The sequence below is a fragment of the Nocardia implantans genome, from assembly GCF_035544775.1.
GTDB lineage: Bacteria > Actinomycetota > Actinomycetes > Mycobacteriales > Mycobacteriaceae > Nocardia > Nocardia implantans.
In genome coordinates this window covers 222443-237634 of sequence record NZ_JAYKYQ010000005.1, presented here as the reverse complement: position 1 = coordinate 237634, position 15192 = coordinate 222443, and the positions used below count along the sequence as shown (strand labels likewise).

The 15192-nt window shown below is 70.8% G+C and carries 16 protein-coding genes; 9 read left to right on the top strand and 7 right to left on the bottom strand.

Annotated features, from left to right (window positions below; all coding sequences use genetic code 11):
• The first annotated feature begins 19 nt into the window (after positions 1-19).
• The gene (locus U3653_RS14320) at positions 20-358 is read left to right on the top strand and encodes an STAS domain-containing protein (protein ID WP_195043116.1); all 339 of its coding nucleotides are present in this window, start codon (positions 20-22) and stop codon (positions 356-358) included.
• Positions 359-406: 48 nt separating this feature from the next.
• Here U3653_RS14320 and U3653_RS14315 read toward each other — a convergent pair whose 3' ends face one another.
• On the bottom strand, positions 407-1444 hold the full coding sequence (locus U3653_RS14315; protein WP_195080112.1) for an LLM class F420-dependent oxidoreductase: 1038 nt from the start codon (positions 1442-1444) through the stop codon (positions 407-409).
• Between the two features lie 149 nt (positions 1445-1593).
• Between U3653_RS14315 and U3653_RS14310 the strand changes: the two genes are divergently transcribed.
• Entirely contained in the window at positions 1594-2253 is a 660-nt protein-coding gene (locus U3653_RS14310) for a cyclodeaminase/cyclohydrolase family protein (RefSeq protein WP_195080113.1), read from the top strand.
• A gap of 33 nt (positions 2254-2286) precedes the next feature.
• Here the strand turns inward: U3653_RS14310 and U3653_RS14305 are convergent, their stop codons facing one another.
• On the bottom strand, positions 2287-3189 hold the full coding sequence (locus tag U3653_RS14305; protein WP_195080114.1) for an NADP-dependent oxidoreductase: 903 nt from the start codon (positions 3187-3189) through the stop codon (positions 2287-2289).
• A gap of 66 nt (positions 3190-3255) precedes the next feature.
• Here U3653_RS14305 and U3653_RS14300 point away from each other — a divergent pair, with 66 nt between their 5' ends.
• From U3653_RS14300 to U3653_RS14285, 4 genes are all read left to right on the top strand, one after another.
• Positions 3256-3690, top strand: coding sequence for a winged helix-turn-helix transcriptional regulator (locus tag U3653_RS14300; RefSeq protein WP_195080115.1), 435 nt, complete (start codon positions 3256-3258; stop codon positions 3688-3690).
• 175 nt (positions 3691-3865) lie between these two features.
• Complete coding sequence (locus U3653_RS14295) at positions 3866-4618, top strand: L,D-transpeptidase (RefSeq protein WP_195080116.1); 753 nt, start codon at positions 3866-3868, stop codon at positions 4616-4618.
• Between the two features lie 135 nt (positions 4619-4753).
• On the top strand, positions 4754-5320 hold the full coding sequence (locus U3653_RS14290) for a nucleotidyltransferase domain-containing protein (RefSeq protein ID WP_195080117.1): 567 nt from the start codon (positions 4754-4756) through the stop codon (positions 5318-5320).
• Between the two features lie 257 nt (positions 5321-5577).
• Positions 5578-6315 carry a DUF8176 domain-containing protein gene (locus U3653_RS14285; RefSeq protein ID WP_195080118.1) on the top strand — a complete coding sequence of 246 codons (738 nt, stop codon included), beginning with the start codon at positions 5578-5580 and terminating at the stop codon, positions 6313-6315.
• Positions 6316-6351: 36 nt separating this feature from the next.
• Here U3653_RS14285 and U3653_RS14280 read toward each other — a convergent pair whose 3' ends face one another.
• Positions 6352-7197, bottom strand: coding sequence for a bifunctional 5,10-methylenetetrahydrofolate dehydrogenase/5,10-methenyltetrahydrofolate cyclohydrolase (locus tag U3653_RS14280; RefSeq protein ID WP_195080119.1), 846 nt, complete (start codon positions 7195-7197; stop codon positions 6352-6354).
• Positions 7198-7705: 508 nt separating this feature from the next.
• Here U3653_RS14280 and U3653_RS14275 point away from each other — a divergent pair.
• Positions 7706-8575: a YdcF family protein gene (locus U3653_RS14275; protein ID WP_195080120.1), complete on the top strand. Its 870-nt coding sequence runs from the start codon at positions 7706-7708 to the stop codon at positions 8573-8575.
• Between the two features lie 95 nt (positions 8576-8670).
• Positions 8671-9474, top strand: a complete 804-nt coding sequence (locus U3653_RS14270) for a putative protein N(5)-glutamine methyltransferase (protein WP_323123992.1) — start codon at positions 8671-8673, stop codon at positions 9472-9474.
• A 39-nt stretch (positions 9475-9513) separates the two neighbouring features.
• Here U3653_RS14270 and U3653_RS14265 read toward each other — a convergent pair whose 3' ends face one another.
• Positions 9514-10344 carry an SDR family NAD(P)-dependent oxidoreductase gene (locus U3653_RS14265; protein WP_195080121.1) on the bottom strand — a complete coding sequence of 277 codons (831 nt, stop codon included), beginning with the start codon at positions 10342-10344 and terminating at the stop codon, positions 9514-9516.
• Between the two features lie 33 nt (positions 10345-10377).
• On the bottom strand, positions 10378-11949 hold the full coding sequence (locus U3653_RS14260; protein WP_195080122.1) for a succinic semialdehyde dehydrogenase: 1572 nt from the start codon (positions 11947-11949) through the stop codon (positions 10378-10380).
• A 149-nt stretch (positions 11950-12098) separates the two neighbouring features.
• Here U3653_RS14260 and U3653_RS14255 point away from each other — a divergent pair, with 149 nt between their 5' ends.
• A complete protein-coding gene (locus U3653_RS14255; protein ID WP_195080123.1) occupies positions 12099-12782 on the top strand; it encodes a TetR/AcrR family transcriptional regulator in 684 nt (227 codons plus the stop codon).
• Positions 12783-12794: 12 nt separating this feature from the next.
• Here the strand turns inward: U3653_RS14255 and U3653_RS14250 are convergent, their stop codons facing one another.
• Positions 12795-13703, bottom strand: coding sequence for a short-chain dehydrogenase/reductase (locus U3653_RS14250; RefSeq protein ID WP_397069142.1), 909 nt, complete (start codon positions 13701-13703; stop codon positions 12795-12797).
• An 8-nt stretch (positions 13704-13711) separates the two neighbouring features.
• Positions 13712-15184 (bottom strand): flavin-containing monooxygenase, encoded by a 1473-nt coding sequence (locus tag U3653_RS14245; protein ID WP_195080124.1) that lies wholly within the window; start codon positions 15182-15184, stop codon positions 13712-13714.
• Positions 15185-15192: the final 8 nt, after the last annotated feature.

The window sequence follows — 15192 nt, the reverse complement described above, 5'->3', positions numbered from 1 at the left end:
GTATCCCCTCGCGGACACGATGACCACCACGGTCGCGGCCCGCGACGGCGCGACGGTGCTGACGGTGGCCGGCGAGGTCGATCTGGCGACGGCGCCTGCGCTGGAGAACGCGATCGATGCCATCCTCAGCGGCAAGCCCGCGGCCCTCATCATCGACCTGACCGAGGTCAGCTTCCTCGCCTCGGCGGGTATGGCCACGCTCGTGGCCGCCCACCAGCGCGCGGGCTCGACCACCGCGATCGCCGTCGTCGCCGAGGGGCCCGCCACCAGCAGACAGCTGAAGATGACCAGCCTGGACCAGGTGTTCGCGCTGCATTCGACCCTGGACGCCGCGCTGGCGTCGCTGCGGCAGAGCTGACTCGCACCGCTGCCGCCGTCGCACCCGTCGACGGCGGCAGCGCCCTTTTCAGACCAGTTCGCGCAGCTGTTCGATGAGCTTGACGCGCTCGGCGGCGGTGGCCGCCATCGGGACCACGTTCAGAACCGTGACGCCCGCTTCCTTGAACGCGGCGACCCGCTCCTTGACGTATCCGGCCGGGCCGACCAGCGAGATGTCCCGGACCAGCTGGTCGGGAACCGCCTTGGTCGCGGCCTCCTTCTCCCCCGCCAGGTACAGCTCCTGGATGCGGTCGGCCTCGGCTCCGTAGCCGTACTTGGTGGCCAGGGTGTGGTAGAAGTTCTTGCCCTTGGCGCCCATGCCGCCGATGTAGAGCGCCAGATGCGGCTTCACGAACTCCAGCAGCGGCTCGACGTTGTCCCCGATGGCCAGGGCCGGGCCCGCGTACACGTCCAGCTCGCCCAAGGCCGGGTCGCGCTTGGCCAGACCCGCGGTGAGCGAGTCGGCCCACACATCCTTCGCCTTCTCCGGCAGGAAGAAGATCGGCTGCCAGCCCTCGGCGATCTCGGCGGCCAGTTCCACGTTCTTCGGCCCGAGCGCGGCCAACAGCACCGGGATGCGTTCGCGCACCGGGTGGTTGATCAGCTTGAGCGGCTTGCCCAGGCCGGTGCCCTGTCCCGCGGGCAGCGGGATCTGGTAGTACTTGCCCTGGTATTCCAGGCGCTCACGGCGCCACACCTTCCGGCAGATCTCCACCAGTTCCCTGGTGCGGCCGATCGGCGCGTCGTAGGGCACGCCGTGGAAGCCCTCGATCACCTGCGGACCCGATGCGCCGAGGCCGAGCACGTAGCGTCCGTCGGAGACGAAGTCCAGGCCCGCCGCGGTCATGGCGGTCAGGCTCGGGGTGCGCGTGTAGAGCTGCAGGATGCCGGAGGCCAGCTGCAGGCGCGTGGTCTTGGCGGCCAGGTAGCCGAGCGCGCTCACCGCGTCGAACGAGTACGCCTCGGGCACGAACACGATGTCCAGGCCCGCCCGCTCGAGGTCGGCGACTTCGGCCGCCGCCTCTTTGAAGCCCCCCGAGTAGTTGATGCTCAATCCGATCCGCATGGCACTCAACATAACGGCGGGTACGTCCCGGCCGCGCACCGGCCACGGGGGAAGGCCCGGCAAGGCGTGGTCACCACCGAGCGACCGGCGCCACGGGGTAGCGTCTACCTCGTAGACCATCCTCGCCGTAAACGAAAGGCAACACCCTCGTGTCGCAGACCAGCTCGTCGTCCACGGAAACTGCGTCGTCCTTCGGCGGGGCCGCCTTGGCGCAGTACCTGAGCGATCTGGCCGCCAAGATTCCCGCGCCGGGCGGCGGCGCGGTGGCCGCGCTGCACGCCGCCCAGGCCGCCGCGCTCGTCGCGATGGTCGCGCGCTACACCACGCGCGCCAAGGACGCCGAGAACCGGCCGGTGGTCGACCGGATCATCGAGGCCGCCGACGCTGCCCGCGAGCGCGCGCTCGCGCTGGCCGACGCCGACGCCGCCGCGTTCACCGCCGTCGGCGCCGCCTACAAGCTGCCCAAGGACACCGCGGAGGAGCTCGCCGCCCGCACCGCGGCGATCAACGCCGCGCTGATCGAGGCCGCCCGGGTGCCCGCCGCCGTCGTCGACGAGGCGGACGAGGTGCTGTCGCTGGCGGCGGAGCTGTTGCCGATCGGGAACCCGAACGTCGTCACCGACATCGGCGCGGCCGCCGACGCCTGCCGCGCCGCCGCGACCTCCTCGCAGCTCAATATCGAGATCAACGTGGCATCGCTGCCCGCCGCCGAGGGCGACCGTTTCGCCGCGGTCCTGGTGCGGATCGACGAGCTCACCGCCCGGGCGGATGCCCTGCACGCCGACGTCCTGCACGCCGTGCGCAGCTGACGTCCGCACCGGAATTGTCCCGGGCCCGCGCCGTCAGGCAGGCGGGTCCCAAGCGACCAGCACGATCTTTCCGCGCACCCGCCCCGACTCGCTGAGTTCGTGCGCCTTCGCGGCGTCCGCCAGCGGCAGCACCTGGTCGATGGTCGCGCGCAGATGACCGCGCTCGACCATCGTGGTGATCTCGCGCAGCGACACCCCGGACGGTTCGACATAGAACCGCTCGTAACGCGGGTCGCCCTCCGCGTCCGAGCCCTGGGTGTCGATCAACCTGCCGTCGGGCCGGAGCACCGGCAGCGAGCGGGCGCCGTACGCACCGCCGACCAGGTCGAGCACGATGTCCACCTCGCGCACGGCGGCGGCGAAATCCACCGCGGTGTAGTCGATCACCTCGTCCGCGCCGAGTCCGCGCAGGTACTCGTGGTTGGCCGCGCGCGCGGTGCCGATCACGTACGCGCCGCGGTGGCGGGCTATCTGTACCGCCAGGTGCCCGACGCCGCCCGCCGCCGCGTGCACCAGCAGGCGCTGTCCGGCGCCGAGCGCGGCCAGCGCCTGCCACGCGGTCAGCGCCGCCGTCGGCAGTGCGGCGGCCTGCACCAGGTCGACGTTCCCCGGCTTCGGCGCCAACGTATGCGCCTGCGCCACCACGTATTCCGCGTTCGCGCCGCCGAACACCATGCCGTACACCGGATCACCGATCGCGAACCGGTCCACGCCGGATCCGAGTTCGGCTACGACACCCGACACGTCGAGTCCCAGCGTCAGCGGTGGATCACCGAGCTTCCCGACCAATCCGGCGCGCACTTTCCAGTCGGCGGCGTTCACGCTGGTCGCGGCGACCCGCACCAGTACCTCCCCCGGTCCGGGCCGCGGCCGGTCCACCTCGACCACTTGGAGCACTTCCGGGCCACCGAACGCGTATTGCGTGATTGCGAGCATGCACCGATTCTGGCGACCGATGGTACCTTTCGGAAAGAAGGCACCTTTTCGATACCGAGGTACCCAATGGATACTGTCTGCGACCGGCCCGCGGCCGGCAACCTGGTCGACAACTACCTCCACCACTGCCCCGCGCGGGAAGTGCTGACCGTGCTCGCCGACAAGTGGGTGATGCTGGTGCTCGGCGTGCTGCGTGGCCACGACGGGCCGATCCGCTTCAACGAATTGCGCCGCCGCTTGGACGGCATCACCCAGAAGATGCTCACCCGAACGCTGCGCGACCTGGAGCGCGAGGGCCTCGTGCGCCGCGCGGTCTACCCCACGGTGCCGCCCCGGGTGGAGTACTCGCTCACCGAGATGGGCGCGAGCATCGGTGCGATCACCCACGCCATGGGCGTGTGGGCCGTCGAGCACCAGGACCGGATCCTCGCCGCCCGAGCGGATTTCGACGCGCGAGCGGCGGCCGTGCCGGAACCGGTGACATCCGGCGGATCACGCTGACCGGCGCCGGCTCGGAAAAGCACCCGTTTCGACCCGGCTCGGCCGGGTAAGCGGCCAATGGTGGGCGTGCCCCCGATCACAACCGGACCGCGGACCAGTTCCATCCGTGGCCGAGTTGATCATGGGGGCCTAGACTGATCCTTGCCTACCACACCAGCTCGAAGGGGTGGACGCCATGAGGAGCGCCATTCGATACCTGTTCCTCGCGACCGTGATCGTGGCGCTGGCCGCGTTCGGGTCGGGCGCGGCGGCAGCGACGATGATCGGAAAGCCGTCGACGCCCGCGGTGGCGGCGATCGGACCATCGAACGGCCAGGTGGTGGGCGTGGCCCATCCGGTGACCATTCGTTTCGCCGCACCCGTCACGGATCGCGCACGGACGGAACAGTCCATCGACATCGCGACCACCCGGCCGCTGCCGGGCACCTTCACGTGGACCGACGACCGCGAAGTGACGTGGACGCCGACCGGGTTCCTGCCCGCCGAAGCGAGCATTCTCGTCTCGGTCGGCGGCGTGCGCACGGAGTTCCGCACCAACGCAGGCGTTTTCGGTGAGGCGGACATGTCGGCGCACACGTTCACGCTCACCGTCGGCGGCACGGTCGTCCGGACGATGCCCGCCTCGATGGGCAAGCCGGGATACGAAACGCCGACGGGCACTTGGCCGGTGCTGGAGAAGTTTCGGTCCGTCGTGTTCGACTCCCGCACCATCGGCATTCCGCTGAGTTCGCCGGAGGGCTACATCATCAACGGTGAATTCGCCGAACGGCTCACGTGGGGTGGGGTTTTCATCCACTCGGCCCCGTGGTCGGTGGACCAGCAGGGGTACGCGAACGTCAGCCACGGCTGCATCAACCTCGCTCCCGACGACGCGGAATGGGTCTATCACACGATCGGCGTGGGCGACCCCGTCGTCACCCACTGGTGAGCCGTGTCCTCCTCCGGGTAGCGTCGGACGACGTATCCGACGGGAGGGGCACCATTGCGCGAGTTTCCGATTCCACCGCCGCGTGACGCGAAAGAAGCCGAGTTCCAGGATCTCTGGGGCCCTTGGGCGTCCGTCATGCCCGGCGATGTCGGCGAGATCCTCGGCGACATCGCTGCTCCGTGGTGGATCGCGGGCGGCTGGGCGATCGACGCCTGCACCGGCACCCGGCGGCAACACAGCGACATCGACGTGGCGATGTTCCGCGCCGACCTGCCCGCTCTGCGCACCGCCGCACGCGGCCGCCTGCACATCTGGTCCGCGGGCCCGGACGGCATCCGCCCCGTCGACGAGCGCTTCCCCGAGGTGGCCGAGAACGCCGATCAGGTGTGGCTGCGCGCGAACGCCCGGTCGCCGTGGCTGATCGACCTCCTGCTGAATCCGGGACAGGACGGGGCATGGGTCAACCGGCGCGATCGCGCCATGGTCGCACCGCTCGACGAGGTGACCTGGATCGCCGACGACGGCATCCGGTACCTCAACCCGGAACTGGTGCTGATCTTCAAAGCCAAGCAGGGCAGGCCGAAGGACCGCGCGGATCTCGAGCGGACCTGGCCGCACCTGACCTCGGCACAGCGCGCGACGGTGCGTACCTACGTGACCGGCCACTTTCCCGAGCACGAATGGCTGGATCTGCTGGGGTGATGCCCGCAATCCCGCAATGCCCGCCGTGCGACGACGCTCGTACTGCCGGCACGGCGGGCCCGCGTCGGTCGCGGTCGGCGCGATCCCGGGAGCCGGGCCCGATCACGCGGCGCAGGTGCGCCGGATCGGCGTACCGGACGGTACCCTCCGAGGTGCGGGCGGCTCAATTGTGAACGCGGCAGGGCGTTCCCGGCTCGTGACGATGCGGTTAATCTGACGGGGACCTGATGAAGGGCGGGGCGATGGATCGACCGGAGATGAGCGCACGACCCGGTTACGACCGGGGGAATCCCTACGATGCCGAACGGCCGCTGCAGGCGCCGTCCGGCGAGGACTACCGCGGCGAGTGGGCCGCGTGGGTGGATCGGCCGCCCGCGCAGCCGCCCGAACCCAGGGGGCCGCAGGAAGCCGAACCGGACCTGTACGAGGACCAATTCTCGGGACTGATCGACCGCTCACCCGCGCCGCGTAGCGCGTGGCGATGGGCGCTGCCGCTGCTCGCCACGCTCGGCATCGCCGCGCTGGCCCTCGTGGCCTATCTGCTGGTCGGGACCGGCGGGCCCGATACCCCAGCCGCCGCACCAGCTCCGTCCGCGCCGAACACCGCCCCCGCGGCGCCCGCCGCGCAATGCCCCGCCGAGCGAGTGGGCAACCGGATCCAGGGCAACGGCGTGGGCGGTTTCGACTCCGGTCCCGCGGTGATTTTCGCCTTCCAGCACGCCTATTACGTGGACCGGTCCGGCGAGCAGGTCCGCGCCACCACCACCGCGGACGCCGCCGTCCAAGCAGCCGACGCGATTCAGCGCGGCATCGACAGCATTCCCGCGGGCACCACCCACTGTGTCGCGATCAGTCCCGCCGCTTTCGCGGGCCAGTACATCGTGGTGGTCACCGAGCACCGCCCCGGGCAGCAGCCGGTCACCTACAACCCGCAGATCGTCACCACCACCAAGGACGGCGAGCGCACACTCATCAGCGCCATCGCCCGGGGGTGAGGCGGCTCGGGCCGAGTTCGCCCGGAACGCGGTCGCTCAGTCGGATTCGGCGGCGGTGACCACGTGACGCATGAGCAGGGCCGTGGTGACCGGGCCGACGCCGCCGGGGACGGGGCTGAGCCCCGCGGCCTTGCCGCGCAGCGAGTCGGCGTCGACATCGCCGACGATCTTGCCGTCGGCAGCCTCGTTGGTGCCGACGTCGATGACCACCGCGCCCTCCCGGACGTGCTTGCCGGAGATCAGGCCGATGCGGCCCGCCGCGGCGACGACGATGTCGGCGGTGGCGGTGACGGCGGCGAGGTCGGCGGTGCGAGAGTGGCACACGGTGACGGTCGCGTCCTTCGCCAGCAGCAGCTGGGCCAGCGGCTTTCCGACGATGTTGGAGCGGCCGACCACCGCGACGTGGCGGCCCGCCAGCGGGACCCGATGGTGTTCGAGCAGTTCCACCACGGCCTCGGAGGTGGCGGGGACGAAGCCGTCCAGCCCCGCCGCCAGCAGGCCGAGCGACAACGGGCTGACGCCGTCGACGTCCTTGGACGCGACGATCGCGGAACTCACGTCGTCGAGGGTGACGCCCTTCGGCAAGGGGGTCTGCAGCATGATCGCGTGGGTCGCCGGATCCGCACTCCGCGCGTCGAGTTCGGCCCGGATCGCGGCCACGTCGGCATCCTGGCCGAGATCGACCGTGTCGCAAGCGATGCCGAGCCGTTCGGCCGCTTTGCGCAGCGAGTTCACATACCAGGCGCTGGCCGGGTCGTCGTTCGCCACGACCAGAGCGAGGCGCGGGGCGGCGCCCCCCTCGGTGCGCGCGGCGGCACGAGCCTTGGTGTCGGCGTTGATGGCGGCGGCGAGTTCCTTGCCGGACAGCGAAACGGTATCCACGTTGACACAGCCTAACGGGCGCGGGCGGACGAATACCGCACCAGTCCACGTCGAGCCGCGCTGACAGGAGGCAATCGCACGCTGAACGGGCGGCGCAGCGAACGCGACCGGACCCGGCATCCCGACGACTCTCGTCCACCGTCCCGGTGGCACCGGCGAGCCCGCCTCGGACTTACGTCCGCCCCGGCGCCCTTCCCGACCGGCTCGCCATGCCGGGCAGAGCGACACGGACGGGAGTTACGGCGGCAGTTCGCCTGGCGCCGCTTCGGAGTTCTTCGCGCTACCGAGCGACAGTGAGTCGGCGACCGGCACCGCTCCGAAAACCACCGACTGCGACTTTCACGACCCGCGATTGCGCCGAGCGCGCGTCGCCGTGACGGCATCGCAGGACCCGTTCGCAATGTGCGGCATGGTCGGGAAATTCGGCCGTATGGTAATCCGTGCTTGCCCCAGCTAACTGCTAGCACGTGCCATCCCGTTCCAGAGCGGAAAGGTGACGACTGTAGTGATGATCTCGAGGCATTGGAAACTTCTCGTCGCGGCGTCGTTCGCCGCGTTCTCGCTCACCGGGCTCGCCGCGGTCCCCGCGCACGCCGCGCCGGAAACGGACGCGCTGTACAACTCCGCCCAGCGCCACTTCGCCAACGGCGACGACGCCGCGGGCCGCGCCGACCTGCGCAACCTGATCGGCGCCGACCCGGCGGACGCCGAAGCGCTCGCCCTGCAGGCGATCTGGTCGGACTACGCGGGTGACCTGCCCGCGCTGGTGGACGCCATGGCTCGGCTGCACGCGGTCGACCCCGGCTTGGCGCAGGGCACCGACAACGTGCTCGGCGCCATCCGCGCCGCGGTGGGCACCCTGCCGAACCCGCTGCCCGCGCTGGCGGGACCACAGACCGGCATCGTCGTGCTCGGCTACGGCCTGCTCCCGGACGGGGCGCTGCGTCCGGAACTGGTGAACCGGCTCATCGCGGCGTGGTTGCAGTCGGTCGCGGCGCCGCTGTCGCCGATCGTCGTCACCGGCGGTAATCCGCAGAACGGCGTCACCGAGGCCGAGGCCATGCGCGACTGGCTGGTGGGCCACGGCGTGCCGCCCACCCGTATCCACGTGGAGAGCCGCGCGGGCTCGACCGTGCAGAACGCCCTGTTCAGCACGAAGCTGCTGCGTGACGTCGGTGCGACGAGCGCGATCGTGGTCACCTCGCCCAACCACATCCGCCGTGCGGTGGCCGATTTCATCGTCGCGGGCACCAGGGTCGTCGGGGCGACGACCTCGCTGGAACAGCTGGTCTCGCAGCTGCCGCCGCCGGGCCGAGCGGGCCAGCGCGGCATCTATCTCGACGCCACCCGCACCTTCCAGCTCGACACGGCACGCTGACGCCGGGCCGATCGCGACCCGCGTCCGCGGCGCCGGTCCCCATCACCGGGGAAATCCGTTGGCGCCATCGCCTGTGCGCGCGGCACGATGGCCCGGTGACGTCAGCGGGAAGTACCGATGTGGTGGCCCGGCTCCGGGCGGCGGGCTGCGTGTTCGCCGAGGACGAGGCGCGGCTGCTCACGGCCGCCGCCGCGGAGACCGGCGCGGATCTCGAATTGCTCGTCACCCAGCGCGTCACCGGCAGCCCGCTCGAGCACGTGCTCGGCTGGGCCGAGTTCCACGGGCTGCGGGTCGCGGTCTCCCCCGGCGTCTTCGTGCCGCGGCAGCGCACCGCGTTCCTCGTCGACCGCGCGGTCGCGTTGCTGCGCGACCGCACGGGTCATCCGGTGGTGGTCGATCTGTGCTGCGGTTCCGGCGCGCTGGGCCTCGCGGTGGCGCGGACCGTCGCCGACGAGGGCCGCCCGATCACCCTGGCCGCCGCAGACATCGATCCGGTCGCGGTCGAGTGCGCCCGCCGCAACCTCACCCCGCTGGGCGCGCCGGTCTACGAAGGGGACCTCTTCGAACCCTTGCCGGAGGAATTGCGCGGCTGCATCGACATCCTGCTCTGCAACACGCCCTACGTTCCCTCGGCGATGATCGCGCGGATGCCGCCGGAGGCTCGTGAGCACGAGCCGCGCACCGCTCTCGACGGCGGTCCGGACGGCTTGGACGTCTTCCGCCGGGTCGCGGCCGAGGCCGCCGCGTGGCTGTCGCCGGGCGGACATCTGCTCGTGGAGACCAGCGAGCAGCAGGCGCCGCCGGCCCTGTCCATCCTGGCGCGGCACGGCCTCGCGGGCCGGGTCGCCGAATCCGAGGAGCACTACGCGACCGTGGTCATCGGCACCCGTCCCCGCTGACGAGGGCGTCGGACCGTCCCGATCATGGCTTGCCGCGCGCTACTTCTCGCGGCCGGTGAACTCGTCCATCGAGTGGTAGACCCCGACCGTGTTCAGGAACAGGTCGCGCAGCTTGATCGGCAGCAGACCGGACAGGGCCTTGTTCAGACGCGAAGTCCACGGCAGCACGACCAGCGGGGTGCCGTTCTTCATCTCGCGCCACGAGGTGTCGACCACCTTGTCCTGTTCCAGGATCGGCGTGAACAGGAATCCCTTGGCGCCTTCGAACATTCCGGTGTTGATGTAGGTCGGGCAGACCGTGGTGACCTTCACGTGGTCGTGGCCGGCCTGTTCCAGCTCGATGCGCACGGAGTCCGACCAGCCGAGCGCCGCCCACTTGGACGCGGCGTAGACGCTCATGCGCGGGTTGGACACCAGGCCCGCCGAGGAGGCGATGGTGAGCACCCGCGCTTCGGTGGACCCGGCGACCATCGCGGGCAGGAACTCGAGCGTGACATACATCGGGCCGAGGGAGTTGATCGCCATCGTCTTGTCGATGTCGGCGCGGTTGCCGGTTTCCCAGAAGTAGCTGTTGCCGCGCACGATGCCCGCGTTGTTGACCAGGATGTCGATGCCGCCGACCTGCGAGCGCACGCTCGCGGCCGCCTCGGCGATCGAGTCGGCCGAGGCCACGTCGACCACGTGGTGGTGCACGGCGCTGCCGCGGCCGGTCAGTTCCGCGGCGGTGTCCTTCAGCGCGGCCTCGTTGATGTCCCACAGCACCACCGCCGCGGCGCCCTCACGCACCGCGCGCTCGGCGAACAGCTTGCCGAGGCCCATCGCGGCCCCCGTGACCAGGACCCTCTTGCCCGCCACCGTGTCCAGTTTCATCCGTACTGCTTCCTGATTCGTAAGTTGTGCGCGTTATTTCTGCCGGAGCGCTTTCATGACGCCGAAGTACAGCGTCATGGTCTTGGCCCAGAGCGCTTCGGACATGCCGGGCAGCGGTGCGATCGGCAGCACCCGCTGCACCGCGATGGTCTGGGTGTCGATGTACTTGAGCAGGCCTTCCGGACCGTGCCTGCGCCCGGTGCCGGAGATGCCGAGCCCGCCGGAGGGGGCGTCGGCGCTGCCCCACGCGGCGATGAAGCCCTCGTTGACGTTCACCGAGCCCGCGTTGATCCGCGCCGCCACCGCGCGGCCGCGTGCGGTGTCCTTGGTCCAGACGCTGGCGTTGAGGCCGTAGGCGGTGTCGTTGGCCTGCGCCACGGCTTCGTCGTCGCTGCTCACCCGGTAGATCGAGACCACGGGACCGAAGGTCTCCTCGCGGTGCACCGTCATGCCGGGCCGCACGCCCGCCAGGACGGTGGGCTCGTAGAAGTACGGCCCCAGGTCCGGCCGCGCGCGGCCGCCCGCCAGCACCGTGGCGCCCTTGGCCACCGCGTCGTTCACGTGCTCCACCACCGTGTCCAGCTGGCGCCGGAAGGTCAGCGACCCCATGTCGCTGTCGTAGTCCAGCCCGCCGCCGAGCCGGATGGCCTCGACGTGCGCGACGAATTCGGTGACGAAGCGGTCGTAGACGCTGTCGTGCACGTAGATCCGTTCCATCGACTCGCACAGCTGTCCGGCCGAGGCGAAGCAGGCGCGGATGGCGATCTTGGCGGCGCGCGAGACGTCCGCGTCGGCGAGCACCAGCAGCGGGTTCTTGCCGCCGAGTTCCAGCGAGTAGCCGATCAGCCGCTCGCCCGCCTGCTGGGCGATGGTCCGTCCGGTCGCGCTGGAGCCGGTGTAGTCGACGTAGTCGGCGCGGGCGATCACCTCGCCGCCGATCACCGAACCCCGGCCGAGCACCGCCTGCCACAGCCCGCGCGGCAGTCCGGCGCGCACGGCGGCGTCGATGGCCCACAGCGCGGTGAGCGCGGTCTGGTTGTCCGGGCGCGCCACCACCGCGTTGCCCGCGACGAGGGCGGGCAGCGCGTCGGAGACGGCCAGGGCCAGCGGGTAGTTCCACGGCGAGATCACCGCGACCACGCCCTTGGGCCGGTGCCGCACGTCGACCTGGGTGAGCACGGGAAGCACCCCGCGCGGTTTGCGGGTGGCCAGCAGCCGTGCGGCCACCGAGGCGTAGTACCTGGCGTTCACCGCCACGTCGCCGACCTCGTCGAAAGCGTGCGCGCGCGCCTTGCCCGTCTCGGTCTGCACGATGTCGAGGATGGTGTCCTGCTCGGCCAGCACGATGTCGTGGAACCGGCGCAGCACCGCCACGCGTTCGCGCACCGGACGCAGCGCCCATTGACGCTGCGCTTCGCGGGCCGTGGCGAACGCGGTCTCGATGTCGGCGGCGGAGGACTGCGGCAGATCGGCGATCTTCGCGCCGGTGGCGGGCGCGAACACTTCGACCGCGGGCGCGCCGCCCGCGACGGCGTGCGCGAGCAACGGCCGCACCAGCGCGGAGGGCAGCGCGTCGGCGGTGGCCGGGTGGGAGGCGGTGGTCATGGTCGGCCCTCTCGCGGACGGTGGGCCGCGCCGCATGCGCGCCCTATTTAATGAACAGTGGTGTTAGATTAATGTCTATGTCACAGCTCGTGTCAAGCTGTTCGTCGTGGCGCACAGATATCCAGGGGGCCGCGTTGTGAGGTGGCACCATGCCTGCTGAGTCGGCGGCCGCCCGCCGCGGCCGGCCGCCGCAGACCCCGGAACAGGCCGAGGAGGTGCGCGCCCGGATCGTGCTGGCGACGGCGGAAGTGTTCACCCGCACGGGTTCTCGCGGGTTGAGCGTCGCGCAGATCATCGAGCAGGCCGGACTGGCCCGGCCGACCTTCTACCGCTACTTCGCCAACGCGAACGAGCCGCTGCTCGCGGTGCTCGACAGTTCCAACGACGGGTTGGTCGGCGGCATTCGCGCGGCGCTGACCGGCACCGACGAGCCGGTCGAGCTCGGCATCCGGCTGATCGACGCCTACCTGGACTGGGCGCGCGGGCACGGCCCCATGCTGCGGCCGCTGTTCGCCGAGCTGCACGATCCGGGCTCCCCGGTGTCGGCCTACCGGGAGCGCGCGCTCGACGACATCCGCGCGTTGGTGCGCGAGACGTTCGCCGGACTCGGCCGCCCGGTGCCGAGCCCGCTGGACCTGGACGCCGCGCTGCACCTGTGCGAGTACGTGGTCTACCGGATCTCCGCGGGCACCGCACCGGGAGCCGAACCGGACGCCGACACCGTGGCGGCGGCACGGCTGACGATGATCCGCGTGCTGCTCACGACGCTCGGCACGCGGGACGACCTGGAGTACGCGCTGACGCTGCCGACGATCTTCCCCGCCGAGCCGTAGCCCGGCCCGCGGTCAGCGCGGCACCGGGGTGACCGGGCGGCTGTCGAGGACGCGCTGTTCGACCCGGTGGATCAGGTCGTGCACGCGCGGGTCCCGGGTCAGCCTGCTGTCCAGCACCACGTTGATCGCGCCGCGGAACAACGCGTAGGGCTCCCATTGCGGCGGCGCGATGGTGCGCGCCGCGCGACGGGCGATGCCGTCGGCGATGGACTCCGCCGCGTCGCGCACGGTGATGCGCAGGTTGAGCGGCCACGGCAGCAACGCGCCCAGATCGGCGCCGAGTTCGTCCTCGTCCAAGGTGCCGTGGGTCATCGCGGTGTCGACGATGCCGAAATACGCCACGCCGGCGGTCGCGCCGACCGCGGCCAGCTCCACCCGCAGCGCCCGCCCGAACTGCTCGACGGCGGCCTTGCTCACCATGTAGGGCGAACCGGCCATGCCGGGCGCGAACGCCGCGGCGGAGGAGACCACCACCACATGTCCTTTCGCGGCCACGATGTCGTCCAGCGCCGGATGCACGGTGTTGAACACCCCGGTCACGTTGATGCCGATGACCCGATCGAAGTCGCCGGGGTTCATCGTCCTGATGGTCGCCGGCTCCGGCACCACTCCGGCGTTGGCCACCACGACATCGATCCGGCCGAACCGCTCGCGCACCTGAGAGATGGCCTCGCGCATGCCGATTCGATCGGAGACGTCCGCGCGCACGACCAGCGCCCGCTCCCCCATCGAGCGGCCGACGGCCGCCGCCGCGGCCTGGTCGATATCGATCAGCGCCACCGAAGCGCCCGAGGCGTAGAGTCTTTCGGCCAGCGCTCGGCCGATGCCGGTGCCCGCCCCGGTGATCACCACCACCCGGTCGCGGACGTCCAGGCGGTGCTCGGCGGGCGGCGACACCAGCTGACGCAGCAAGTCGACGATCACGGCGCTCACCCGGCCCGCAGCAGGTAGGACTCGGGATCGAACCGACTTGTCCGCCTGCGATATTCGAAACTCCAGTTCGGGTACAGGCCCGCGTTGCCGCCCTCGGCGGTCTGGTAGTAGCTGCGGCAGCCGCCGGTCAGCCAGGCGGTGTCGCGGCTGCGCTCGTTCACCTCGCCGAGGAAGGCTCGCTGCACCTCCTCGCGCACCGCGATCCGCTGGATGTTCCGCGCACGCATGGTGGTCACGGCATCGACGATATAGCGCACCTGGGCTTCGATCATATAGATCGCGGACTGATTGCCCGCCGCTCCGAACGGACCGAGTGTGCAGAAGAAGTTCGGGAAGCCCGCCATGGTCGTGCCCAGGTAGCTGCTCGGCCGTTCCCGGTACCGCTGGCCGATGGACCGGCCGTCGATGCCGTGCACCCGATCGAAGACCGCTGGTGGAACGCCGAATCCGGTGCCCCAGATGATCGTGTCCACGGGGCGCCGCACGCCGTCGGCGGTGACGATCGAACCGGCGCGGATCTCCCGGATCCCTTCGGTGACCACCTCGACGTTCGGTCGGGTCAGCGCCGGGTAGTAGGCATCGGAGAAGATCGCCCGCTTGCACCCGATCACGTAATCGGGGGTGAGTTTGCGGCGCAGTTCCGGATCGCGCACCTGCCGCAGCAGCTGGAGCCTGCCCAGCGCCTCGTACGGATGCCGGAATCGCTTGTCCACGAAGCCGACCAGGCCGAATCCTTCGATGCCCGTGTAATACAGGCCGCGCAGCGCTCTGCCGAGCGCGGGCACCCGCCGCAGCAGCGCGCGTTCGGCGGGCAGCGTGCGGCGATCCAGGCGGGAGACGATCCACGGCGCCGAACGCTGGAAAACGGTCAGCTGACCCACCACCGGCTGGATCTCCGGGATGAACTGCACGGCCGACGCGCCCGTGCCGATCACCGCGACCCGCTCGCCGGTGAGATCGTGCTCGTGATCCCAGTGCAGCGAATGGAATTGCTTTCCCGCGAAGGTTTCCGCGCCCGGCAACCGCGGGATCCGCGCCTCGCTGAACGGCCCGACGGCGGAGACCAGGACGTCCGCGGTCAGGTCGCCGCGACCGGTGCGCAGCCGCCAGCGCGTGACCGCTTCGTCCCAGCGCGCCTCGAGCAATTCGACGCCGAACCGCATGTGCCGCAGCACATCGTGGCGCGTCGCGACCGAGCGCAGGTAGGCGAGAATCTCCGGCTGCGTGCCGTAGGTGCGCGACCACTCGGGGTTGGGCGCGAAAGAGTACGAGTACAGCTGCGAGGGCACGTCACAGGCGCAGCCCGGGTAGGTGTTCGCCCGCCAGGTGCCACCGAGGTCGTCGGCGCGCTCGAGCAACACGAAATCGTCGATGCCCGCCGCGCGCAGCGAGACGGCGAGACCGATCCCGGCTATCCCCGCTCCGATCACCACGAGCGGAACGTGCTCCGGTTGCGCAGCCACTGCCATGTCCTCCT

Bases quoted from the DNA above. Each gene is read 5' to 3' on its own strand.
- U3653_RS14320 (WP_195043116.1), top strand. From the start codon at position 20: ATGACCACCACGGTCGCGGCCCGCGACGGCGCGACGGTGCTGACGGTG.
- U3653_RS14315 (WP_195080112.1), bottom strand. From the start codon at position 1,444: ATGCGGATCGGATTGAGCATCAACTACTCGGGGGGCTTCAAAGAGGCG.
- U3653_RS14305 (WP_195080114.1), bottom strand. From the start codon at position 3,189: ATGCTCGCAATCACGCAATACGCGTTCGGTGGCCCGGAAGTGCTCCAA.
- U3653_RS14300 (WP_195080115.1), top strand. From the start codon at position 3,256: ATGGATACTGTCTGCGACCGGCCCGCGGCCGGCAACCTGGTCGACAAC.
- U3653_RS14295 (WP_195080116.1), top strand. From the start codon at position 3,866: ATGAGGAGCGCCATTCGATACCTGTTCCTCGCGACCGTGATCGTGGCG.
- U3653_RS14290 (WP_195080117.1), top strand. From the start codon at position 4,754: ATGCCCGGCGATGTCGGCGAGATCCTCGGCGACATCGCTGCTCCGTGG.
- U3653_RS14285 (WP_195080118.1), top strand. From the start codon at position 5,578: ATGAGCGCACGACCCGGTTACGACCGGGGGAATCCCTACGATGCCGAA.
- U3653_RS14275 (WP_195080120.1), top strand. From the start codon at position 7,706: ATGATCTCGAGGCATTGGAAACTTCTCGTCGCGGCGTCGTTCGCCGCG.
- U3653_RS14265 (WP_195080121.1), bottom strand. From the start codon at position 10,344: ATGAAACTGGACACGGTGGCGGGCAAGAGGGTCCTGGTCACGGGGGCC.
- U3653_RS14260 (WP_195080122.1), bottom strand. From the start codon at position 11,949: ATGACCACCGCCTCCCACCCGGCCACCGCCGACGCGCTGCCCTCCGCG.
- U3653_RS14255 (WP_195080123.1), top strand. From the start codon at position 12,099: ATGCCTGCTGAGTCGGCGGCCGCCCGCCGCGGCCGGCCGCCGCAGACC.
- U3653_RS14245 (WP_195080124.1), bottom strand. From the start codon at position 15,184: ATGGCAGTGGCTGCGCAACCGGAGCACGTTCCGCTCGTGGTGATCGGA.